At 37.2% G+C, this 24,966-nt stretch carries 15 protein-coding genes; 7 read left to right on the top strand and 8 right to left on the bottom strand.

Annotated features, from left to right (window positions below):
• Positions 1-130: 130 nt before the first annotated feature.
• From ASU31_RS03530 to ASU31_RS03505, 6 genes are all read right to left on the bottom strand, one after another.
• The gene (locus ASU31_RS03530; RefSeq protein WP_167346150.1) at positions 131-997 is read right to left on the bottom strand and encodes a helix-turn-helix domain-containing protein; all 867 of its coding nucleotides are present in this window, start codon (positions 995-997) and stop codon (positions 131-133) included.
• A gap of 4 nt (positions 998-1,001) precedes the next feature.
• Positions 1,002-1,367: a VOC family protein gene (locus ASU31_RS03525; RefSeq protein WP_057931014.1), complete on the bottom strand. Its 366-nt coding sequence runs from the start codon at positions 1,365-1,367 to the stop codon at positions 1,002-1,004.
• 105 nt (positions 1,368-1,472) lie between these two features.
• Positions 1,473-2,099: a response regulator transcription factor gene (locus ASU31_RS03520; RefSeq protein WP_057931013.1), complete on the bottom strand. Its 627-nt coding sequence runs from the start codon at positions 2,097-2,099 to the stop codon at positions 1,473-1,475.
• A 34-nt stretch (positions 2,100-2,133) separates the two neighbouring features.
• Positions 2,134-5,049 carry a ligand-binding sensor domain-containing protein gene (locus ASU31_RS03515; protein WP_057931012.1) on the bottom strand — a complete coding sequence of 972 codons (2,916 nt, stop codon included), beginning with the start codon at positions 5,047-5,049 and terminating at the stop codon, positions 2,134-2,136.
• A gap of 56 nt (positions 5,050-5,105) precedes the next feature.
• A complete protein-coding gene (locus ASU31_RS03510; protein ID WP_057931011.1) occupies positions 5,106-7,478 on the bottom strand; it encodes a phosphocholine-specific phospholipase C in 2,373 nt (790 codons plus the stop codon).
• Between the two features lie 125 nt (positions 7,479-7,603).
• The gene (locus ASU31_RS03505; RefSeq protein WP_057931010.1) at positions 7,604-9,109 is read right to left on the bottom strand and encodes a glycerophosphodiester phosphodiesterase family protein; all 1,506 of its coding nucleotides are present in this window, start codon (positions 9,107-9,109) and stop codon (positions 7,604-7,606) included.
• Positions 9,110-9,379: 270 nt separating this feature from the next.
• Here ASU31_RS03505 and ASU31_RS03500 point away from each other — a divergent pair, with 270 nt between their 5' ends.
• From ASU31_RS03500 to ASU31_RS03475, 5 genes are all read left to right on the top strand, one after another.
• The gene (locus tag ASU31_RS03500) at positions 9,380-12,694 is read left to right on the top strand and encodes a DUF4175 family protein (RefSeq protein ID WP_057931009.1); all 3,315 of its coding nucleotides are present in this window, start codon (positions 9,380-9,382) and stop codon (positions 12,692-12,694) included.
• A 186-nt stretch (positions 12,695-12,880) separates the two neighbouring features.
• The gene (gene ybeY, locus ASU31_RS03495) at positions 12,881-13,318 is read left to right on the top strand and encodes an rRNA maturation RNase YbeY (RefSeq protein ID WP_057931008.1); all 438 of its coding nucleotides are present in this window, start codon (positions 12,881-12,883) and stop codon (positions 13,316-13,318) included.
• 833 nt (positions 13,319-14,151) lie between these two features.
• Positions 14,152-16,014 carry an ABC-F family ATP-binding cassette domain-containing protein gene (locus tag ASU31_RS03485; protein ID WP_057931006.1) on the top strand — a complete coding sequence of 621 codons (1,863 nt, stop codon included), beginning with the start codon at positions 14,152-14,154 and terminating at the stop codon, positions 16,012-16,014.
• A gap of 144 nt (positions 16,015-16,158) precedes the next feature.
• On the top strand, positions 16,159-18,021 hold the full coding sequence (gene mnmG / locus ASU31_RS03480) for a tRNA uridine-5-carboxymethylaminomethyl(34) synthesis enzyme MnmG (RefSeq protein ID WP_057931005.1): 1,863 nt from the start codon (positions 16,159-16,161) through the stop codon (positions 18,019-18,021).
• A gap of 121 nt (positions 18,022-18,142) precedes the next feature.
• On the top strand, positions 18,143-19,783 hold the full coding sequence (locus ASU31_RS03475; RefSeq protein WP_057931004.1) for an Ig-like domain-containing protein: 1,641 nt from the start codon (positions 18,143-18,145) through the stop codon (positions 19,781-19,783).
• Between the two features lie 201 nt (positions 19,784-19,984).
• Here the strand turns inward: ASU31_RS03475 and ASU31_RS03470 are convergent, their stop codons facing one another.
• Complete coding sequence (locus tag ASU31_RS03470; protein WP_057931003.1) at positions 19,985-20,497, bottom strand: gamma carbonic anhydrase family protein; 513 nt, start codon at positions 20,495-20,497, stop codon at positions 19,985-19,987.
• Between the two features lie 104 nt (positions 20,498-20,601).
• Positions 20,602-22,188, bottom strand: a complete 1,587-nt coding sequence (gene nadB / locus ASU31_RS03465; RefSeq protein ID WP_057931091.1) for an L-aspartate oxidase — start codon at positions 22,186-22,188, stop codon at positions 20,602-20,604.
• Positions 22,189-22,596: 408 nt separating this feature from the next.
• On the opposite strand from nadB, the gene nadA reads away from it, so the two are divergent.
• A complete protein-coding gene (gene nadA, locus ASU31_RS03460; protein ID WP_280739777.1) occupies positions 22,597-23,637 on the top strand; it encodes a quinolinate synthase NadA in 1,041 nt (346 codons plus the stop codon).
• Between the two features lie 53 nt (positions 23,638-23,690).
• Entirely contained in the window at positions 23,691-24,920 is a 1,230-nt protein-coding gene (locus ASU31_RS03455) for a dicarboxylate/amino acid:cation symporter (RefSeq protein ID WP_209434953.1), read from the top strand.
• Positions 24,921-24,966 lie beyond the last annotated feature (46 nt).

Raw genomic sequence — 24,966 nt, 5'->3', positions numbered from 1 at the left:
AATCCTGGCAGTTTGCTTTTTTAATCATTATTAACCTAAACAGGAAAAAACTTCTACAAATTGTCCTGCAAGAGCTTCAAAAATAGTTTCATCCTAACATTCTAAATATGCAGAAATCACCATTTATACTTTAGTTCAACCTACTCTTTCTATATTTTAGCGGAGTAATATTGAACGTGTGTTTAAATAACCTGATGAATGAACTTGGGCATTCAAACCCTACTAAACCGACTATTTCGTTTAAGGAATAAGTGGTGGTTTGCAATAGTTTTTTAGCCCTGTTTAATCTCAACTGCACTAAAAACTGGTATGGGCTAATTTCATATGCTTCTTTAAATGTTCTTAGCAAATGGTTAACCGATAAACATGCCTGTTCGGCAATGTTTTCTAATGTTATATTTTTATTGTAATTGCTGCTAATGTATTCTTTGGCAAGGGTCAATCTTTTTAAAACCTCTTCGCGGGTTTTTGTTTTGATAAAGCTGAGTTTATCCAATTTCTGAGCCACCTCTTTATCATAAATTTTATAATAATTTAAAAGGCAGTGGTACAGATATTCATTAATCAGCATTTCGTCTTTCAAACCTTTATCGAGCTGACTTTTTAAATGCAGCACATTAAAGCGCATATCGCCAGAAAACGGATAAAGTGATTCGATAAACGGAGGCGTTTCCTTTGCTTCCTTTTCGGCAAGTAAACTTTCGTTGCTGTTCGAAAACGTATGATGAAAATCTTTAATAAAATTTTCGCCAAAAGAAACTGAAAATGTATTTACAGGGTTTATCGAATCTATTTTGCTGCTAAAATTTGTTCCGGCGTTTACTACAGCAAAAGTATCGGGGTAAATGCTAAACTTACGCTTGTTAATTTCGCAATCTTCGGTTCCGTTAAAAACAAATTTAATGGTATAAGCATCGTTCTGTTGCTCGTAAAGGGCTTCACAGGTGCTTTCGCTTATAATTTTATTTCTATTGCTCAATTCTTTTACGTACCTCATAACATTAATCCTCATTGTAGTTACGCTGCTCCAATATGATAAAATGATTACCATAAGGATCAGAAAATTCGATACTTAAACCCTCACTTAAGTAAGCTGGTCTATCTTTAAAAATAACCCCTCTCGATTTTAGCCTGCAATAATCTTCTAAGCAATCATCGCTGGTTAATACAATTTTATTGGTCTGATTTTGATGCTTTTGTTCTGATAGCAAAATATTGGTCTCATGATCTGCTTTAACCATGATTCCTTTTTCCTTTTCAGAAATCATTGTCGATTCTGTAGGCATCCCTAAACAGTTGGCATAAAATGCATCTGCATCATTTAGTTGCTTTACTTGCACATAAAAGAATTTTGCAGATGGGTTCATTGCCTTGTTTAATTGTATGATGTAAAATTAAACTGAAATTGAACCTAAAGCATCACCCAAAAAGGGTGATTTTCGCATTATTTTTTAGCAGAATATGGGTATAGATTAAATAAAGCGCTTTTCTTTGGCTGTTTTAATCGCTTCTGATTTGGAATTCACATCGAGTTTGATGTAAATATTTTTTACATGGCTTCTTACCGTTTCCTGATCAATAAAGAGGTCGTTTGCAATTTGAGATTTAGTTTGTCCATTTGCAATCCGGTCTAATATTTCGGTTTCGCGTTTAGTTAAAGGAGAATTCAGATTTTTTTGAAAAGAATGCATTACAATGCGTGCCACATTTGTACTCATGGCCCCTCCTCCTGTACTCACTTCTCTTACTGCATCTATAATTTTCGATGCGCTTGAGTTTTTGGTGAGGTAACCGCCAGCGCCCATAGTCAGGGCTTCGAAAACCAATTCGGGCGAATCGAAAACGGTGAGGATAATAATATTCGCGTTGGGTAAGGTTTTTTTGATAAAGGGCAAAGCCTGCAGTCCATTGGTGCCAGGCATCTGGATATCGAGCAAAATCACATCTGGATGATCAGCCTCTAAGTGTTTTTTGGCCAAATCGTAGGATGCATAAGCGTTAACGACTACAAAATCTTCAACATCGCTTAATAACGATTCATAACCCATTCTTAAAATATCGTCATCTTCGATTAGAACAATTCGTAAATTCTGGCTCATTTTGTGGTTGGTTTTAATTAAGACTGTTTTAGTGCTATTTTGTAACAGGAATTCTGGTAGAAATTGTTGTCGTGGTACCTTTCCCCTTAATAGAAGAAATTTGAAACGTCGATTTTATACGCTTGCAGCGCGTTTGAATATTGTTTAGCCCTCTTCCTTTCTGTACCGTTTCAATATCAAAACCTTCGCCGTCGTCTGTTGTTAAGATGTTTACTGTATCATCATCGGTTTCAATAACCATAATTAACACCTGGCTTGCTTTTGCATGCTTTAACACATTGTTTAACATCTCCTTAAAAATTAAGGTTAGGTTTCGGTTAAACTCCATTGACAGGTGTAACTTTTGGTATTTACTTAATACGCCTTCCATTTTAAATGTAACGCCTGTGTTTTGGAATAGATCGATCCCAAAATTTTTAATGTGCATCAATATCTCAAAAAGATTATCGCTATGGGGATCTAGCGCCCAAAGGATATCTTTAGTGCCGGTATACAACAGGCTGGCATTTTCTCTGATTAGCCTGATCAGTTCTTTTTGCTCTTTTTCGGTTCCAGCAACCTTTTTATCCAAAATTTCAGATAAAACATTAATCCGGGTTAGTTTATTGCCAATATCATCATGAAAATCTTCTGCAGTTTGCTTTCTTATTTTTTCCTGTTCTTTTAATTTTAACTTTTCGAACTGGTGTTTTTTACGTTCTCTGGTTTTAAAAATGAGGTAAAAGATAAGCCAGATCAGGAATATAAGCACCAAAAATGCACCAATCTTAAATATAATGGTATCGTAATAAGGCGGGACAATGGTAAAGCTAAACTGTTCGATATTTGATTGTTGACCATTTGCGATAGCATAAACCTGGAAAGTATAACTACCTGGCCTTATGGCCGAATATTCGATCTCCGTGTTGGGTACAGGTTTGCTGAAATCATTATCTACCCCAACCAGTTTGTAACGGTAAAGTACACTTTCGGGATTGGTGAGGTAAACTCCTTTAAAACTTATCGAAATATGATTTTGGCTATAATTAAGTTTATAAAATTTATCTCCTCTTCCGTTCAGATCGATCGAAAGATCCTTTGCCCGATCGTTTTTATGAAAAACACTTACCTGTTGAATATGGATAAAAGGATTCTTTTTATCCTCTGCAAGCACATTGGTTTTACATTGAATAAGTCCATCTATGGTGCCTACCAATATGCTGTTTTTGTAATTGATAATTGCGTTTTGGTTACATTCTACAATTAGCGGATGATCTCTAAAAACTTCATAATTTTGTTGCTGTTTATTAAAAGTTAATTTGTTAATCCCCCGCCCTGTTCCGGCCCATAAATTATTATTCTTATCTGTTGCAAGGCTGTAAATATCGTTTGAGTTTAACCCATTAGCAACAACATAACGTTTAATGGCTTTCGTTTTTAAATTCCAGGTGATGATCCCATCCCCAAGCGTAGCAAAAATTAAATTATCTCCTTGCCTTATAATGCTCAGCACGTAAACATTGGTGAGCGATTTGATGCGAAATGTTTTATCTATCTTTTTATTTTTAATAAGTGTAACGCCATTTGATGTACCAAGAAACACGCTATCCTTCCCCAATGGGTAAATACACGATAAATAGCCATCAAATCCGCTTATTCTTTCGGTTTTTCCACCCTTTAAATAACTAGATGACATGAGTCCGTTTATCCAGATCCCCCCTGCCTCATCTTCAGCTATCGAGCTGTTATCAAACTTATCTGGTTTTAATACCTGGCTAAATTTCTGTCCGTCGTATTTCCAGATGCCTTTACCATAGGTAGAAAACCAGATATTTTTTGCCTTATCGGCATAAACGAAGTAGATTTTTTTATCCTTAAAGGCGGGGATATCAATGCTTTGTACATCTTTCCCATCATACTTAAAAACGCCCTTGTTAAAAGTGCCAAACCATAAATTATCATTTTTATCTGCCGCTATTCCACTTATCGGATAAGCCAGGTTCTTGCCCTTAAACTTATTGTAGCGAATAAAAGCATCGCCTTCGTATTTGTAAATGCCATCACTAAAACAAGATATCCAGATATTGTTTTCAGCATCGCTAAATATCTCATTAACCTGGTTATCGCTTAATCCATTTTCTCCGTTAAAATTGATGATCGCACCGTTTTTATTGATAAAGTAAGCTCCTTTTTCCGAACCTACCCACATATTTCCACGATGATCCTGTGCGATGGAATAATAGGTATCAATGCCCTCTTTTTTAAAAAACGGTTTAACTATGCTGTTCTCCAGCACATAAATTCCGCCATGGTCGGTTAAGAGATAGGCTTTATTCCTTAAGATTTTATCAAATAAAATCTTCCGGATAGATAAAGTATTAATGGCTGGCGGCAACTCCTGGTAGATTGTCCAGTTATTATTCTTTAGCTGATAAATACCTTTTTCTGATACAGCAGCATATAGGTTTCCAGCGCTATCGCTGTTTATGGTATGAATTTTTTTACGGGCGATGGAATAAAAAACAATTTTGTCCTTTTCAATTTTGAAAAGCTTATATTCACTTATTCCCCAAATAACACCATGCTTATCTTTAAGCAGATGACTTACTCCTTTGCCCGAAAACAGGGTACTTATTTTTCCGCGTTTAAGAATACTGATGCCTGTTTCGGTACCAAAGAGCATTTGGCTCCGGTTATCCTCTGCAATACAGTTTACCGAGTTTGATCCTAAGCCATCGGCTTTGCTGTACGAGGTAAATAGCCTGCCATCGAAATTACTTACCCCGCCGAACGTACCAAGCCAAAGCGTCCTGTCTTTTGCCTGATAAATTACCATTACCTGCGATTGAGGCAAGCCATCCTTTAGGCTGTAATTGGTAAAATTATAGCTTTGGGCCGATAGCTCAAGGCTAAAAAGCAAAATGAAAGAAACTATGAAATTTATCTTGATTAAAGACAGTTTACTGCACATGTAATACAAAATAAGCATAATTTCTTTCAAAAGCCATCCCCCTTTTGGGGGGATATTTATGATGCGTTGCCCATGTATGGATCGGTTTGGGTAATTTCTCCGGTTTCTATTTTACCTGCATAACGGTGTTTAAACGTGGTATTGCCTGCCTGCACAATACTGAAATCGTACCAATTCGCATTTTTAGCCAGATTAAACGAGATATTTGTATTCGATTTTGGCTTAATTGTTACCGTTTTGCTCCCCGATTTATATTTGTTATCTACAATTTGGAGCGTAACTAAACTCGCTCCCTTGTTCTCAATAGCGAAAACCAGGGTACCTGTAAGTTTTTTGGTTACCAAACCAGCTTGCTCCGGATATGCTTTTACAATAACGGAAGGATTTTTTTTGCTACCTGCAAAATGCCTGTAAAAACCATTAGGACCGCTTACTGTCAGGTCATAAACTTCGTTATCAAAATCATCCAGTTTAATGCTGTCTTTTAACACATCACCAGCTTTTACCGCATAAGCCCATGTTTTGCCGGCAACACCTTTAAATTTGGAAATGGTATTCATGTTGAAAGGTGCACCAACAGTTTCTGTTTCGCTACCGAACAAGGTTTTTGCCGATTGAAAAGTAAGTGCTATTTCATCGTTAACCAGATTTGCATCAACCATTAAATGATAAGGCAAGGCACAAGCATGCTTTGTTCCGTTTTCCTGCTTAGGGGCATGACCAGATGTTTCAGGAGAAAAGGCTTCGAATTTATTTATTTTTGCAACTTCAGTTTTATTGAGTGCAGTAGGACCAACCTGGGCAGGCTTATTTTTAGCATTACCGATATTGGTTACCACAACATCACGTTTTAGCGGTTCCAGAGATTTGATTTCTTCTCCATTATATGGCCTAAATACAGAGGTTAAATCGCCGCAGATATTCCTTCGCCAATCGCTAATGTTGTTGCTTTTAATGGTTTTACCTGTTTTTTTTGCCAGCCATTTTTCCATAAACATTAATGATGAAGTATGATCGAAAACCTGCGAGTTTACAAAACCGCCCTTGCTCCAGGGTGAGGCAATAACCAATGGTACACGATAGCCCAAGCCGATCGGACTTCCCTTTCTTGCTTCAAAATCAGTGGCATAGTTTATTCCTTCAGATACCTTTCCGCTGGCAGGATCATCAGGGTTTGGTACCACGAAAGGTGGCTGATGATCGAAATACCCATCATTTTCATCATAGGTTAAAACAAAAATTGTTTTTTTCCAAACCTCCGGGTTTTTGGTTAAAATGTCCAGGGCTTCGCTTACATACCAGGTTCCATACAAAGGCGAGCTGGTATGATCAGAAAAACGTTGAGGCGCAACCAACCACGAAACCGTTGGTAATTTTCCGCTATCTACGTCTTTTCTAAACTGATGGAAAATATCACCTTTAGGCACATTGATCGTTTCATCCTTCCCTTGGTCATTTTTAAAAGTAAATGGTTCAAGATCAAGATAATCTTTTTGAGAAATGTTGGTAGTAAATGCTTTATCTACTAAGTTTTTTTCCTTTTGTGATAATTTATCGTATTTCTCCTGAACCTCTTTTGCGGTTAAAGCTGGTTTAACGGTATTATCTCCATTTTTTCTAAAGTAAGCCGATAATTTAACGTTGTGCCTGCTGATGTATTCTACAGGATTATCGCCGTAATTACCCAACCAGTCATCTATTTCACCTTCCGGGAGTTTCGAGGTCCATAATTCATTTTGGTAAATGCGCCAATCGATACCATTATCTTCTAATGTTTCCTGAAAGGTTGGCCAATCTACAAACACATTATTTTGCGATTCGGCCTGATCGTTATTGACCACCGCAACCCGGTTTGCACTTTTTTCTCCGCGAACAGTTCCTGTAAAAAAGAACAGTCTGTTTGGTGTTGTTCCCGTTAGCGATGAGCAAAAATGCTGATCGCAAATGGTAAAAGCATCGGCCATGGCATAATAGAAAGGAATATCATTCCGATCATAGTAAGCCAATGTCATTGGTGTTTTAACGGGCAGCCATTTATCGTAACGGCCACCATTTCGTGCAGCGACCTGATCATTCCACGAATGTGGTAACCCGCCCTGCCAGGTGATTTTCGTTTTGTTAATATCCACATGAAAAGGGGCATAGGTATAACCCTGGCCATCTTTTTGCAACCAAACTTTGTTTCCATCAGGCTGAATGTGTGGATGTGGATCATTAAATCCACGAACGCCTTTCATTTTACCGAACATATGGTCGAACGATCTGTTTTCCTGCATCAGGAAAACAATGTGTTCGGCATCGTAAAATGTACTACCCGGTTCAGGGTTAATCGACATGGCTTTTAGCACTGAACTGGGCAAGGTATTGGCCATGCCAGTGGCTCCGGCAAACAAGGCCGCTTTTTTTAGAAATTCTCTACGTGAGTCCATAAATTATACAATATAGCTTAGATACCGCAAGTTATAATTTCAGTTGTCAATTAGCAATTTCAGTTAACAGTTAATTTATGGCGCTAATCAGTATGAAGTTCTTAGTCAATTGAACTAACAAAACATTACTTCTGAAACACCCTAACATAATCTACTTTCATACTTGCAGGGAATACAGCGTCATCTACGCCTTTTTTTCCACCCCAGCCACCGCCTACAGCTACATTTAAAATAAGGTGGAAGTTTTGATCGAATGGCCAATCGCCAGACCCTTTTTTGGTATTTTTAAACGTGAGGTATTTTTGATCATCGATAAAGAAATCTATTCTATCGGCAAACCATTCTATAGCATAAATATGATATTCGGTATAAGGATGATCAACCTTTAAAGCCTTGCCAACCTGCGTTTTAATTACGTGGTTAAATTTTTCTGTATGTACCGTTCCATGAACGCTATCCGGATCATAACCTACATGTTCCATAATATCAATTTCGCCGTTCTTTGGCCAACCACCATATTTCTCTTCGGTTGGTAAAGCCCATATTGCTGGCCATAAGCCCCTGCCTTTAGGCAACATGGCACGAACTTCTACCCTTCCGTATTTAAAATCGAATTTATTTTTCGTTACCAATCTGGCAGAAGTATAATGGTTGTTTTCCTTGTCTGCTTTTACCGCAGTAATATTCAGATTCCCTTTTTTTACAATTGCATTTGTGCTATCGGCATCGGTATAATACTGAAGTTCGTTATTGCCCCAACCCTTTCCGCCTACATCGTAACTCCAGTTTTTTGCTAAAGGCAATCCGGCATCGTTAAATTCATCAGCCCATTTCAGCTTCCAACCCGTTGCAACAGGTGTTTTTTTGAGTTCTTCGAAAGTTAATTCTGGTTCGTTAGTGGTGATATAATCAACCTGATGTGCTAAAAGCCATTGAATTTCAGGAACTGTATTTACGGTCCAGGCGTTTACCGTTAATCCTAATTTGTGGGCATTTTCAATCCACCCGTCTTTTTGGTAAACGCTAAAATGATAATCAACACCGGTTAATTTATCTGCTTTCATTTGTTCGGCACTGATTTCGCCCTTTAAGTAGGCCACTTTTGCTTTTGGCAAGAGCGCTAAAATCCTTTTACAGTAATCGTAGTCAAAACTGATATACTCCGTCCACTCCACTACCTTGAGTTTCTGAACCATTTCAACACATTTATTCGTCACCTCAATTCCGCGTTCCTTACTAATTAATGAAGGTTTGATCTCTAAAATCAGTTTAGTTGTTCTTTGCTTTTTACCTTCCAATAGATAGGCTTCGAGCGTTGGGATTTTTTCGCCATTGCTCATCGTTTTGGTCAATAAATCAGCGTAATTTACTTTTTCGATAACCAAACCCTGAAATTCTGGATCGTGATTAACTACCAAAACATTGTCTGCGGTCATCCACACATCGAATTCCGATCCATAACAACCCAGCTTTACGGCTTCATTTAAAGAAGCTATAGAATTTTGGGGGAAATTATTTTTCTTCCATGCTCCGCGGTGGGCAATTACCTGGTTTTTGTTCCAGTTAAATTTTTGAGCAAAAGAGGCGGTAAAAATGAATAACATTAGTGCAGAAATAAATACTCGTTTCATATTTGGCATGATTATACAAAAAATCAAAAGTAGATTTTTATCAGAATACTAGTTTAAAATCTATGTAACCTTTGTATTAATAAAAACAAGATAAAGATTTTTAAATTAATGCGCCGTCTTTAAATTGTTGATGATGATGATTAACCAAAGCTCCGCTCCTTGTTAAATAATCGCAATTGAAGCGGAAATTATAAGCCATTTGAAATAAACACGTTACCTTATTGCGGGTTTCTTTTAATTGATTAGAACTATTTTTACATTTACGGTGATATGGTGAGCAATAACTACAGTGATTTATTACGGAAGATTGATGAGTTTATCCGCAAATTTTACCTGAATAAAATTTTGCGTGGCAGTATTTATGCCGCTGCCATACTTTTAGGCCTGTATCTCATTGTTTTTTTGACTCTTTATTACCTCAATCCAACTGCTGGTTTTAAAACCTTTGTATTTTTTGCCTATTTACTTGTTGGGGCCCTACTAGTTGGCTTTCTAATCATCAAACCATTGCTTTCGATGCTCAAATTAGGCAAACACCTTACTTTCGACGAAGCATCGGTTATCATCGGAAATCACTTTTCCGATATTAAGGATAAATTATTGAATACCTTACAACTTCATCATTTATCCGAAAATCATCCTGAAAACCACCTTATTCTCGCCAGTATCGATCAAAAGATCCTTGAACTTAAGCCTGTCCCTTTTTACACCGCTGTTAGTATTAACGATAACCGGAAATATTTAAAATATCTTTTTGTTCCCCTTTCTATCATTCTGCTTATTGCCATTATCGCGCCGACTATTTTACGTGAGGGCACGAATAGTTTCTTTAAGTATGATGAGTACATTGCACCTAAAGCGCCTTTTAGTTTCACGGTTTTAAATAAGAGTTTAACCGTTACCCAGGGTGATGATGTAACCCTAAACGTTAAACTGGCCGGCAACGAACTGCCTGCCGAAATTTATGTTGAAGACGGAAAAAACACCTATAAACTCGAAAAAGAGAACATCAGCAAGTTTAATTACAGCATAAAAAATATACAGAACGATAAAAAACTGGTTTTTAAAGGTGGTGGCTTTAGTTCAGCTGTGTTTACTGTTTCTGTGAAACCCCGTCCCGAGTTACTTAATGCCACTGCAACCTTAAATTATCCAGCCTACTTGGGCAAAAAACAGGAATTGATTGCCAATGTTGGCGATATGCTCCTACCCGAAGGCACAAAAGTTACCTGGAACTTTAAAACCGACCAGAGCAATTCACTGCTGTTCATTTTAAATGGAACCGAAAATGTTTTAAAAGTTGAGGATAATGAATCGGCCTTTAATGCAACCATCAGGAATAATTCAAAATATAGCATCACACCTAAAAACCAATACGTTACGATAAGGGATTCGCTTTCACACCAAATTACCGTTGTTAAAGATCAGGCTCCAGGGATTACTGTAGAAGAAAAGTCGGATTCAATTAGTAATAAAGCCCTATATTTTAGCGGACAAGTAACTGATGATTATGGTTTTAGCCGCTTAAGTTTTAAGTACAACATCAAAGAAAATAACCGCATTGTGGGTACGGTTGCCAAGAATATTGCCATTAAAAGCAATGCTACAGAAAACACCTTTTTCTATTTCTGGGATTTAAAAACAGCTGCTGCCAAACCTGGCCAGGAGATTGAATACTATTTTGAAGTAGCCGATAATGATGGCGTAAATGGTGCAAAAATTACCCGATCGGAAATTAAAACCTTTAAACAACCTACTAAAAAAGAAACTGCCGAACAGGTAAATGCCAGCAACCAGGCTTTAAAACAAAAAATGCAATCGGCCATACGTTTAGCCAATACCATCGAAAAAGAAAGTAAAAAAGTAGCCGAAAGCCTCATTGATAAAAAACAGATTTCTTTCGAGGATAAAAAACAGATTGAAGCCCTTTTAGACAAGCAAAAACAGCTTGATGAGGCAGTTAAGGAAATAAAAGAGCAGAACGATAAAAATATCCAGCAACAGGAAGACCAAAAGCAAACCGAAGAGCTATTAGAAAAACAGAAACAGATTAAAGACCTGTTTGATAATGTACTGGATGAGAAAACCAAAGAGCTTTTACAGAAGCTGCAAAACCTCATGAATGAGAAAAATAAAGACCAAACGCAAAATGAGCTCTCGAAAATGCAATTGGACAATAAAACCCTCAAAAATGAACTCGACAGGATCTTGGAACTCTACAAACAATTAGAATTTGAACAAAACCTCCAAACCGATATCGATCGTTTAAATGAGTTGGCTAAAGAACAAAAGGAGCTTGCTGAGCAAACGAAAGATAAAAAACAGGACAATGAATCGTTAAAGCAGAAACAGGATGCACTTAACAAGGAAATGAAAGACCTGAAAGATGATCTAAAAAAGCTGGAAGAAAAAAATCAATCCCTTGAAAGGCCCAATCCTTTCGAAAATCCTGAAAAAGATGTGCAGGATATACAAAAAGAACAGCAGGACAGTAAAGATGCTTTAGATAAAAAGGACTCGAAAAACGCAAGCCAGAAACAGCAAAAAGCTGGCGAGCAGATTGAAAAGCTGTCTAAAAAAATGAGCGATATGCAACAGCAGGGTGAAGAAATGGAAAACAACCTAAATGCTAAAGAGTTGCGCCGCCTCTTGGAAAACTTACTAACTACCTCTTTCGATCAGGAAAAAGTAATGCTTGCTTTAAAGAAAATGACCGCGGCCGATCCTTCTTATACCAGTAATGTTCAGAAACAACGCAGCATTAAAGACAACCTTAAAACTATTGCCGATAGCTTATACAGTTTAAGCAAGCGCGTTCCGCAGATAGAATCGACGGTTAACGAGGAGATGAACAAGATTAATTTCAACCTGGATAAAAGTTTGGAAAGTTTAGGTGATAGAAGAACGCCTGAAGCCAACCGTTTCCAGCAGTTTACCATGACTTCTATCAATAATTTAACCTTGATGTTGAGTGAAGCGCTAAGTCAGTTGCAAAACATGCAGAAAAATGGTAAAGGTGGTAGTGGAAAGCAAAAAAAACAGGGAATGAAGCAGCTTTCGCAGATGCAGGAACAGTTAAACAAAAGCATGCAAAAGGCCCGGGAGCAAATGCAAAAATCGGGAGATAATCAAGGTAAAGTTGGCAAAGGACAAATGAGCCAGGAGTTTGGCAAAATGGCCCAGCAGCAACAAATGATCCGTCAGGCGCTCGAAAAGATCAACCGTGAAGAAAACAAGGATGGCACAGGTAAAATGGGCAACCTAAACGAAGCCATTAAAGAAATGAAACAAACCGAGAGCGATCTGGTTAACAAACGTTTGCAACAAGAAACCCTAAACAGGCAAAAAGACCTCTTAACAAAGTTATTAGAGGCAGAAAAAGCCGAACGCGATCAGGAAGAAGATTCTAAACGGGAAAGTAAAGCCGCTAAGGAATTCCCTCCATCTTATCAAAAAATGGTCGATCAGTTTAAAAAACAACAACAAAACGGTAATGATATGCTACAAAAACTACCCCCGAGCTTAAATTATTACTATAAAAACAAGATCGCTGAATATTTAAAATCATTGAATATGGTGAGATGATAGCACACCGTTCTTCATGCTGAACTTGATTCTTATCGAATTTGTCACGTTGAGCTTGTCGAAACGCTTTGTGAGGCATCTAACAGGTCCTTCGACAGGCTCAGGATGACAAATCTATATTTATGATACAGCCCCTAACCACCACTTTAAATTTTTAATTAAATTTGCGGCCATAAACACAATAACATGCCTGCAATATCATTTTTCACAGAATCAGTTAGCTATAATCTTCCTCAGAAGCTTAAGGTGAAGAAGTGGATTAAAGCTACGATTGAAAAAGAAGGCTTTAAATTGCAGGAGCTTAATTTTATTTTCTGTAGCGACGAATACCTGCTGGGTATTAACCAGCAATATTTAAACCATGATACTTATACCGATATCATTACTTTCGATAACTCAGAAGAAGAAAAACAGATTGTAAGCGATATTTTCATCAGCATTGAGCGCGTTAAAGAAAACGCCAAAACCTTCAAAACAATCGAATTTGATGAGGTTTGCCGCATTATGATCCATGGTACGCTCCATTTACTGGGTTACAAAGACAAAGGAAAAGCCGCTAAAAGCCTCATGACGCAGAAAGAAGATGAGTATTTAAGCTATAGAGCAGAAGTTGGCCTGATCTAAGTTTCTTTTTAGTTACACACTACTACATCCATTTTCAGGTTATCTACTAGCCTTTTATAATTCGCATGGCAGAACCAGCTGACCACAGCAAATGACTCCCCTATTATTTACTTCCATTCAAGTAAACCATTACTAGCATTTTTTAATGCATAAATCTCGGAGTTTAAACAGGCTTTGTTCGGGTACCATTGTCACAACTCTGTCTTAAGTCCGAACTAACTCCGAACCAAACCCGTCTCAACCGTTAATTTTCCATAAGTTTTTTGCCAGTTCTTACAATCATACTTCGCAGTATGGCACACATTTTAACAGGTAATTTTAAATCTGTTGTTATCAATTTGTTTGGCGTCTTCCGTCCCCTGGTTCCCCGTTCGTCTAACAGTTACGGGTGTTCGTCGACAATTAATCTATGCTGGTATAATACACAGAAATCGCCTGCAACATTTCCAATCAACCGCAGTCTTATATTCAAAAAACAACAATTACATAATGTGCTGGAATTTATATTATGGGCATTATATCAAGATAAAGTTTAGTTTTAGTTAATGATTGAAGCAGCGGTGGAGCGAGTCCAACCGCTGTTTTCTTTTTAAACCATTTACAACCGAAACAGATAAATAACCTTCGTATTAAACCATATCCCGTAACTTAAAGAAGCTAGTCTGCATCAACAACGCCAATGACTAATCGGGTTATTTAACCAATAACTTATCCATCAATATTCTGCCATTTTTAACTGATACAGATTGCTTTACAATTTGATTATGCCGTTCCAAATATTTTATACTTACTTTTGCACTAATTTTCCTTTATAAATCCGAAATACAAAAAAATTGAGCACACTAATTGCGGCAGAAGGCTTAGGGCATGGTTATCATGACGAATGGCTATTTAAAAATTTAACCTTGGGTATTAACTCTGGTCAGCGCGTGGCGTTGGTTGGAATTAATGGTGCTGGTAAGAGTACACTTTTGAAATTATTGGCAGAAATGTTCCCTCCGCTCGAAGGTAAAATTGTAAAAAATAAAGCTGTTAAAATCGGTTTTCTCGATCAGGAACCACAATTTACGGAAGGTTTTTCTATTAGCGACCACATATTCTCTCTTGAGAATAAACAACAACAGTTAATTAAGGAATATGAAGAATTAATTGAAGACCCTAATCCGGACGAAAAAACGCTTAATCGTTTATATGAAGAATTAAGCGAACACAATGCGTGGGAATATGAACATGAGATTAAAACCATTTTAAACAGAATGGGCATTACTCATCTTCAACAGAAAATATCTACCCTATCTGGCGGGCAAAAGAAACGTTTGGCCCTGGCTAAGCTGTTGATTGAAGATCCGGAAATTTTGGTACTTGATGAGCCAACCAACCATTTGGATATTGATACCATTGAATGGTTGGAGAAATTATTAACTACCGGGCAAAAAACTATTTTACTCGTTACTCACGACAGGTACTTTTTGGATAATGTTTGCAATACTATTGTAGAGCTAGATAGAGGAAAAATATTTAACTATAACGGAAACTATGCTTATTTCTTAGAAAAGAAAAGCGAAAGAGAAGCTTTAGACGCGACGGTTTTACACAAGAACCAACAGCTATTAAAGAAAGAATTAGAGTGGATGAGGCGCATGCCACAGGCCCGGGCAACGAAATCTAACGCAAGAATTAATGCTTTTTACGATTTAGAGGAAAAAACCAAGAAAAAGACTGATAATCAGAGTATTAACCTCCAAATGAAGATGTCTCGCCAAGGCGGGAAGATTATTGAGCTAGAACACGTTCAAAAAGCTTTTGACGGACGTCCGATCATCAACGATTTTAGTTATACCTTTAAAAAAGGCGATCGTATTGGCCTTGCTGGAAAAAACGGAACAGGAAAATCTACCTTATTAAATATTATTACCAGTCATTTGAAACCAGATGCAGGTATAGTTGACACTGGTGAAACTACTGTTTTCGGTTATTACAAACAGGGCGGTTTAACTTTCGATCCGAAGGAAAGGGTAATTGATATTGTAAAATCAGACGCCGAATATATCAAGATGGCTGATGGTTCTGTAATTACTGCTTCTGCCCTATTAACCTTATTTCTCTTCCCACCGAAGAAACAACATGGTATGGTTGAGAAATTAAGTGGTGGAGAAAAGAAGCGTTTGAACCTGATGAAAGTGCTGATGCAAAATCCAAACTTTTTAATTTTGGATGAGCCAACGAACGATCTTGACATTGACACGCTGAACGTTCTTGAAGAATTTTTAGAGAATTTCCCAGGCATATTGATGTTGGTTTCACACGACAGATACCTGCTCGATAAAATGAGCGATCAGTTGTTTATCATGGAAGGCGAAGGTGTGGTTAAAATTTATAACGGTAATTATTCTGAGTACCGCTTAAGTTTAGAGCAACCAAAAGTAAAAACAGAAACAAAGAAATCCCCTGCCCCCGTTGTAGAACAAGCACCCGTAAAATCGGTAAAAAAATTAAGTTTCAAGGAACAGAAAGAATTAGAAGATAGTGAAAAAGGCATCGCAGAAACAGAAAACAAAATAGCTTCGCTTAATGAAAGTTTAGTTAAAATTGACGCGACCGACTATGTAAAAATCCAGGAAGTTTCAAACGAGATAGAATTGCTTCAGGCCAAGCTTGACGAATTCACCATGCGCTGGCTTGAGCTTTCAGAATAAGCGATTGCAATTCAAAGATGTTTTCCGCGTTATGTTTCACGTGGAACATCAACAAATCGTCATGCTGAACTTGTTTCAGCATCTCGTAATACTAAAATAAAAACCAATTGTTCCACGTGGAACAATTAAGAAATATAAAATAAAATGTTTTCAAAATACGATTTGATTGTTGTTGGTGCTGGTCATGCAGGCTGTGAAGCTGCTGCTGCTGCTGCCAATTTAGGATCATCTGTTTTATTAATAACAATGAACATGGGCACCATTGCCCAGATGAGTTGTAACCCTGCCATGGGTGGTGTAGCTAAAGGACAGATTGTTCGCGAGGTAGATGCTATGGGCGGCTATTCAGGTATCATCTCTGATAAATCGACCATTCAATTTAGAATGCTCAATAAATCAAAAGGCCCTGCTATGTGGAGTCCGAGAGCACAGATTGATAGAATGCGCTTTGCAGAAGAATGGCGTTTAGCCTTGGAAAGGACACCTAATCTTGATATCTGGCAAGACAGTGTTGTAGGCCTATTGGTAAAAGATAATACGATACATGGTGTTAAAACATCTTTAGGTATCGAGATAGAAAGTACTGCGGTAGTGCTTACCAATGGAACCTTCTTAAACGGTATAATGCACATAGGAGAAAAGAAATTTGGAGGAGGCAGAACAGCCGAAAGAGCATCAACAGGAATTACCGAACAACTGGTAGAGCTAGGCATGGAAGCAGGCCGGATGAAAACCGGTACTCCCCCACGTGTAGATGGAAGAAGTTTAGATTATACCAAAATGGAAGAACAATGGGGAGATGAAAACCCAGGTAAATTCTCATACACTGATACCGAAGTTTCGACCGATCAACGCTGTTGCTGGATCACCTATACCAATGGAGATGTTCATGAAACTTTAAAAGAAGGCTTTGAAAAATCGCCAATGTTTACTGGAAGAATTAAAGGTTTAGGCCCGAGATACTGTCCGTCCATTGAAGATAAAATTAACCGTTTTGCGGAGCGTGACAGGCATCAGATTTTTGTTGAACCAGAAGGATGGAACACTTGTGAAATTTATGTAAATGGATTTTCAACTTCACTTCCTGAAGATGTACAATTTAAAGCTTTAAGATTGATACCAGGTTTTGAACAGGCAAAAATGTTCAGACCAGGTTATGCCATCGAGTACGATTTCTTCCCACCTACCCAATTGTCTTTAACACTAGAAACTAAATTGATCAGCAATTTATTTCTAGCCGGACAAATTAATGGAACCACAGGATATGAAGAAGCAGCTTGTCAAGGTTTCATGGCGGGTATAAATGCACACCAAAAAATCACTGATAAACACGAACTGATCATGAAAAGATCTGACAGTTATATTGGTGTTTTAATTGATGACCTGGTAACGAAAGGAACGGAAGAGCCTTATCGCATGTTTACATCGAGAGCGGAACACCGTTTATTATTGAGGCAGGACAATGCTGATATCCGCTTATCTCCTATCGGACATGAGCTTGGTTTAATTTCTGACGAGCGTTTAGAAAAAGTAAATCAGAAAATTGCAAATGCTGATGCTTTGGTTAAGTTCACCAAAAACCAGGGTATTGAAATGAGCGATGCAAATCCTATGCTCGAAAGTTTAGGGTCGAGTGTTTTAAATCAAAATGTTAAAATACACAGTTTGGTTGGCAGACCTCATGTTGGTTTACCAGATCTGATTAAAGTAAGCAAAGCGCTTGCGGAAGCCACAAAAGATTTAGATAACGAAACGATTGAGCAAGCAGAAATCAAAATTAAATACGAAAGTTATTTTGAAAAGGAAAATGAAATTGTAGCCAAGATGCTGAAGATGGAAGACAAAGAAATTAAACCAGATTTCGATTACAATAAAATTGTTTCCATTTCAAAAGAGGCCAGAGAAAAATTATTTAAGATCAAACCACGTACTTTAGGTCAGGCATCACGGATTTCTGGCGTTTCACCTTCAGATATATCGGTTTTAATGGTCTATATTAATAAGTAATTGATTATCAGAATTTTACGAATTTTAAAACAGGCTTAAAATAAAGCGATATAAGCTAAAAAAAAGATTTTTTAATGTTACGGTTCCAAAAAGTATAAAAATTCGTCAGAACGTTTAAAATATGCCAAATTTAAAAGCTCAGTATTTTACCCTTAAAAATTTAGCGGTTGTAACAACCTTGCTCCTATTTTTTGGTTGTGCAAGTATTCAAACACCTCAAGGTGGGCCAAAAGATACCAAGCCACCAAAAGTTTTAAGCATGACTCCAAAAAATCAAACGAGGAATTTTAATGCTAAAAAAATTGTGATCGAGTTTGATGAATATTTTAATCTTAAAGATGAGTTTAAAGAATTTTCCATTTCACCCGATCAGGAAAAAACTCCGGAGTTAAAAAAGAGGCAAAAAAGATTAGAAATTAATCTTAAGGATTCTTTAGAAAAAAATACGACCTATACCTTAAACTTCGGAAAGTCTGTTGCTGATGTTAACGAAGGAAACGTAGTTAAAAATTTATCTTATGTTTTTTCTACCGGCCCGGAAATAGATTCGTTATCATTAAGCGGCAAGGTAATCAATTCGCTAACAGACGAACCTGAGAAAGAAGTTACCGTATTTATTCTGCCTTTAGAAAGAGATACCATTTTTGGAAAAAAACGTCCGTCAATATATACCACCACCGATAGTGCCGGAACGTACAAATTAAATAACCTAAGAAAAGGTACCTATAAAGTATATGCGGTTAAAGAAAGTAGCGGCGGAGGTGATAAAATATACCAGCAGATTTCGGACGAAGTTGGATTTGTAAAAGAGCCTATTGTAATAGATAAAAATATAGAGAACGTAGATCTGCAGATTTTTAAAGAGTTAGCACCAGAATTCCGCGTATTAGACCGAAAACTAAATAATGACGGCAGTATATCAATCATCTTTAACCAGCAGCTTAAAAGCCCTAAAATAACCATTACAGACCCACCAGCTGTAGACGTAGGTAAGTTTGTCCATTTCTCTAAAAACAATGATACCGCCAAAATATGGCTAAAAGACTTAAGCTTCGATTCGGTTAAAGTTGCCATACAAGATCAAGGTAAAGTTTTACAGACCTTAAACTTTACCCGGGGTAAAAAAGACACTTACACACGCGATGTAACGATTTCTGATAATTTATTGGGCGGCAAGTTAAACCCTTTCCAACAGTTAACGCTAAGCTTTCCTTTTCCAATTGCTGCTGCAGATCCATCTAAAATCACACTTTTAGAAGACTCAGTAAAACGGACGGCTTTTGAGGTAGTAAAAGACAGTGTTGATTTTCTTAAATACTACATTAAATATCCCTGGAAAAATAAAAGGACCTATGATTTAAAGTTAGCTGCAGGTGCTTTTACAGCTATATTCAATGCTAAAAATAAAGATGTAACCAAACGTTTTTCACTCGAAAGTTCGGATGCTTATACCACCCTGGTATTAAACGTAACTGTTCCAGATACTTCGAAAAGATATGTTGTGCAGTTTTTAAATGAAAAAAAGGATATCATAAAATCTTTTCCGGTCAGCAAAAACTCAAAAGTTACTTTTTCTAAATATCCAGCTGGCAAATATATGCTCAGGGTAATTTATGATGATAATAAAAACGGAATCTGGGATACCGGAAATGTTAAAGAAGGATATCAGCCCGAAAAAGTATGGTATTTAAAAGCTTTAATGGATTTAAAACCGAACTGGGAACGTGAAGATCCATTGGTAATACCTGCACCTCCTAAGTGATTAAAATAGATTTACTCAATATAGAGGTTGTCATTTCGACCGTAGTGGAGAAACCTATATTTTTTTAGCAAAAAATTTTTAGGTCTTTCGCATCCAATCGTCATGCTGAATTTATTTCAGCATCTTTCTAGCATGATAGACCCTGAAATAAATTCAGGGTAACGACTCTTGGTAACTTCACTTCAGTAGAAATGACTGAAACTATTGGGTAAACCACCCCGAATACATGATATAATTATCAGGCAGTTTATTCAACAAAGCCCTTTGCTCATCAGTAATGGGCTTTATTTTTTTTGCAGGTGTACCGGCATATAAATAACCCGTTTCACAAATGGTATTTTCCAGTACTACAGATCCGGCTGCAATGATACAATACTCTTCTATAACCGCATGATCCATTACGATGGCCCCCATACCGATTAAAACATTATCCTGAACGGTACAGCCATGTACAATGGCATTATGCCCTACAGATACCCTATTACCGATGTGTGTAGAAGCTTTTAAGTAAGTTGCATGAATTACCGCACCATCTTGTATGTTCGACTCATTTCCGATCGTAATGGCATTTACATCGCCTCTGATTACGGCATTAAACCATACTGAGCATTTGTCACCTATTATAACATCACCCACTATTGTAGCGTTCTCTGCAATAAAATTATCTTTTCCAATTTCAGGATATTTATCTTTTACGGGTAGTATTAGAGGCATTTTAAGTGTAATATGTTTGATGAATAATGTAAGTTTTATGATGTCATGCTGAGCTTGTCGAAGCACTATCTTACTGGTCTTCGACAGGCTCAGACTGACAATGGTTAAAAAACAGTATCTACCAGTTCTTTTGCATGTTCAGGATAATCGGTAGTATAATGTAATCCCCTGCTCTCTTTTCGTTGCATGGCAGATTTGATCACCAGATAAGCTGTTTGAATTACATTACGCAATTCACAAAGTTTAACTGAAACCTTATTCTTTTTATAAAACTCTTCTGTTTCCTGATAAATTAAAAATAAGCGACGATGTGCTCTTTCCAAACGGAAATCAGAACGGACAATACCCACATAATCGCCCATAACTTTTTGCAATTCCCTAAGGTTATGCGTAACCAATACATCTTCATTGCTTTGGGTAACCCCTTTCGAATCCCATTCAGGAATATGATCTGGAATAATATTATTCTTGAAGTTTTCAATAGCATCCTGGTAAATGCGATGTGCAAAAACAGTAGCTTCCAGTAATGAGTTGGATGCCAAACGGTTAGCTCCATGCAAACCTGTAGAAGAACATTCACCACAGGCATAAAGATTTTTAATTGAAGAACGACCATATTCATCAACCAGAATACCACCACACATATAATGAGATGCAGGTGTAACCGGAATAAAATCTTTCGTCATATCTATCCCTATCGATAAACATTTAGCATATATATTAGGAAAGTGTTTTAGAATATCTGCCTTCTTACGCATGGTAATATCAAGGTAAACAAAGTCATCACCCGATTTCTTCATTTCATTATCTACTGCACGGGCTACAATATCACGTGGTGCCAATGATTTACGTTCATCATATTCATGCATAAACTCCTCGCCATTCTTACGTCTTAAAACACCACCAAAACCCCTAACAGCTTCCGATATCAGGAACGATGGGTACTCTCCAGGATGATACAAAGCTGTTGGATGGAACTGAATAAACTCCATATTCCTCACTTTTCCTTTTGCGCGGTAAACCATTGCCATACCATCACCTGTTGCAATAACCGGATTTGTTGTGGCCGAATACACGTGTCCGGCACCGCCCGAAGCCATCACAGTCACATTTGCCACAATCTTTTCCACATCGTTAAGCTCTGTGTTAAAGGCATATATACCATAACAGTTAATATCTTCGGTACGTTTATCCACAAACTCACCCAGGTGATGCTGGGTAATTAACTCCAGCGCAAAGTAATGTGTTAATATCTCTATGTTGTTATTCTCATGAATTTCATTCAGCAACACCCTTTCAATCTCGTATCCGGTGATGTCTTTATAGTGTAAAACACGGTGTTCAGAGTGTCCGCCTTCTTTAGCTAAATCGTAAAAACCTGAGTTATCCTTATCGAAGTTTATACCATAATCAATGATCTCCTGAATACGCTGAGGCCCCTCTTTTACAACGATTTCCACAATTTTTTCATCACATAATCCATCGCCCGCAATCAGAGTATCATCTATATGTTTTTCAAAAGAATCACCTTTATCTACCACAACCGCAACACCGCCCTGAGCGTACTTTGTATTCGATTCGTCTTCGTTCGATTTAGTAACAATTAAAACCTTACCAAACTTTGCTGCTTTAAGTGCAAAACTCAAACCCGCTATACCTGAACCAATTACCAGAAAATCTACTTTTCTCATTAATAAAAACATTTACTTTATCCACGATGTTAACAACTAGTTGATAAATGTTAACTCTGTGTCTAAATTATCCTAACAAATAAATTTGAATGTTTAAAGCTACTCTAAAAAGACAATTTGCCACAATCTTTTAAGTAATTTTTGAGCACCTTTGTACAAGTAATTAACTTTTTACCCACTTATAAACAATTAACATTCGGGTATTGATAAAAATTGAGCGACTTTTCGATAGTGCTGAAAATCAAACTCATGATATTAGAGAAATGTAATCTAAATGTTAGTAAACGATTAACAACTTATATAAAAGAACTTTTTTTCGAAACTTGCCAACAATACTAACACACTAATAAACAAACAAGATTTATTTATTTAAAAATACTTATTAATTATTGAGACGTTGAAAGCTTTATCTTTGACCAACGTCAAAATTCAAAAAAGGAAAATTTTAAAATGAACATAGATGTCTTAGAAGAAATCAATAAAAAAGGTTTCGCAGAAGAAGAAATTGATCCTACGCTCGATCTTTTTGCCGAGATTGAGAAATTAAAAAAGGAAAAGAATGCGATTATTCTTGCACATTACTACCAAGAACCTGACATTCAGGATATTGCAGATTATATTGGTGATAGTTTAGGCTTATCGCAAGAAGCAGCAAAAACAGATGCTGATGTAATTGTGTTTGCCGGCGTACATTTTATGGCCGAAACAGCAAAGATATTATCGCCTGATAAAACCGTTTTACTACCAGATGTAAAAGCAGGATGCTCATTAGCAGATAGTTGTCCACCCCATCTGTTTAGAAAGTTTAAAGAAAAATATCCAGATCACCTGGTGATCACTTATGTAAACTGCACGGCCGAATTAAAAGCTTTAAGTGACATTGTTTGTACAAGTACGAATGCGGTTCAAATTGTAGAGAGTTTACCTAAAGACCAAAAAATAATATTCGGTCCCGATCGAAATCTAGGTGCTTATGTAGCAAAGAAAACCGGGCGCGATTTGGTATTGTGGAATGGAGCCTGTATGGTACATGAAATTTTTTCGCAGGAGAAAATTACAAAACTGAAAGAACGCCATCCGAATGCTAAGTTTATTGCGCACCCCGAGTGTGAAGAAGTGGTTTTGAAAATGGCTGATTATATCGGTTCAACAACGGGACTTTTAAAATACACCATCACCAATCCAGCTACCGAATTTATTGTAGCAACCGAAAGTGGCATTATCCATCAGATGGAAAAGGCAAATCCAACAAAAACATTTATTCCGGCGCCCCCGAATAACAGCTGTGCTTGTAACGATTGCCCATACATGAAAAGAAATACTTTAGAAAAACTATATTTATGTATTAAAAATGGTTTGCCAGAAGTAACTGTACCTGAGCATATTATTGAGCTTGCCCGTAAACCTATTCAAAGAATGCTGGATATTTCAGCAGAGTTGGGGCTATAAAATCGATCAAACCTTACAGGTTTTTAAAACCTGCAAGGTTTATTTAAATATTTATGGAAAAAAACAACATTCTTAAAAATTACTCGGGCTTACTATGGCTTTTGGCAGGAATAACTTTTGGAAGTATTGTGGGCTTAATTTTTGGGAAAAGCGTTGAAAGTATAAAACCGTTAGGCGATATATTTTTAAACCTGTTGTTTACCGCTGTTATTCCATTGGTATTTTTTGCGGTTTCATCGGCAATTGCGAATATAGATAGAACAAAAAAGTTAGGGAGATTATTAACCATTATGGTTTTGGTCTTTCTTTCTACCATTCTCATTTCTGCGGTTTTAACCCTGGTTGCCACATGGATTTTTCCTATTCATCAACAACTGGGAAATACCCCTTTACCAACTGAACCTGAAAAAATACAGTCGTTTGGCGAACAAATGACGCAGCTATTAACCGTAGGAGAGTTTTTTGAGATCGGAAGTAGGAAAAACATGCTTGCACTGATTATTTTTTCAGTACTCGTTGGTTTTTCTACGCTATATTCCGGGAAAGATGGTGATGGATTTAAGAATTTCCTGGTTTCGGGTAATGAAGTGATGAAAAAACTCATCATTTTGATTATGAAACTAGGACCGATTGGTTTAGGTGCTTATTTTGCCTATCAGGTTGGGGTTTTCGGTCCACAGCTTTTTGGAACCTATGCCAAAGCTTTAGGTTTATACTATGGCGTAGGCGCATTTTATTTTATCGTTTTTTTCACTTTATATGCTTTTGTTGCAGGTGGGTTTAAAGCGATAAAAGTATTTTGGAAAAATAATATAGTGCCGTCTTTAACTTCAATCGGAACCTGTAGCAGTATTGCCACCATTCCGGCAAATTTAGATGGTGCGCGAAAAATGGGCGTACCTGATTACATTACCAATGTGACGATTCCATTAGGTTCAACCTTGCATAAGGATGGTTCGAGTATTAGTTCTATTGTTAAAATTGCGGTTGTTTTTGCCATTTTTGGTAAAGATTTAGTACATGCTGATACCATAATTTTGGCACTGGGCATTACTGTATTGGTGAGTATTGTAGAAGGTGGAATACCAAATGGCGGTTATATTGGCGAGTTATTAATGATCTCGGCTTATCAATTACCACCAGAAGCGTTACCACCAGCTATGATTATTGGAACTTTGGTAGATCCGATGGCGACCCTGTTAAATGCTACAGGCGATAATGTTGCGGCCATGTTAATTGCCCGGTTTACCGAAGGTAAAAACTGGATGGAGAGTATTAAATAGATAAAATCCGTCACCCTGAACTTGTTTCAGGGTCTTTTAAATTGAG

This window comes from Pedobacter ginsenosidimutans (assembly GCF_001442625.1).
GTDB classification, from domain to species: Bacteria; Bacteroidota; Bacteroidia; order Sphingobacteriales; family Sphingobacteriaceae; genus Pedobacter; species Pedobacter ginsenosidimutans.
The sequence above is the reverse complement of the archived record's forward strand: the minus strand, read 5'-3'. Positions and strand labels throughout refer to the sequence as shown.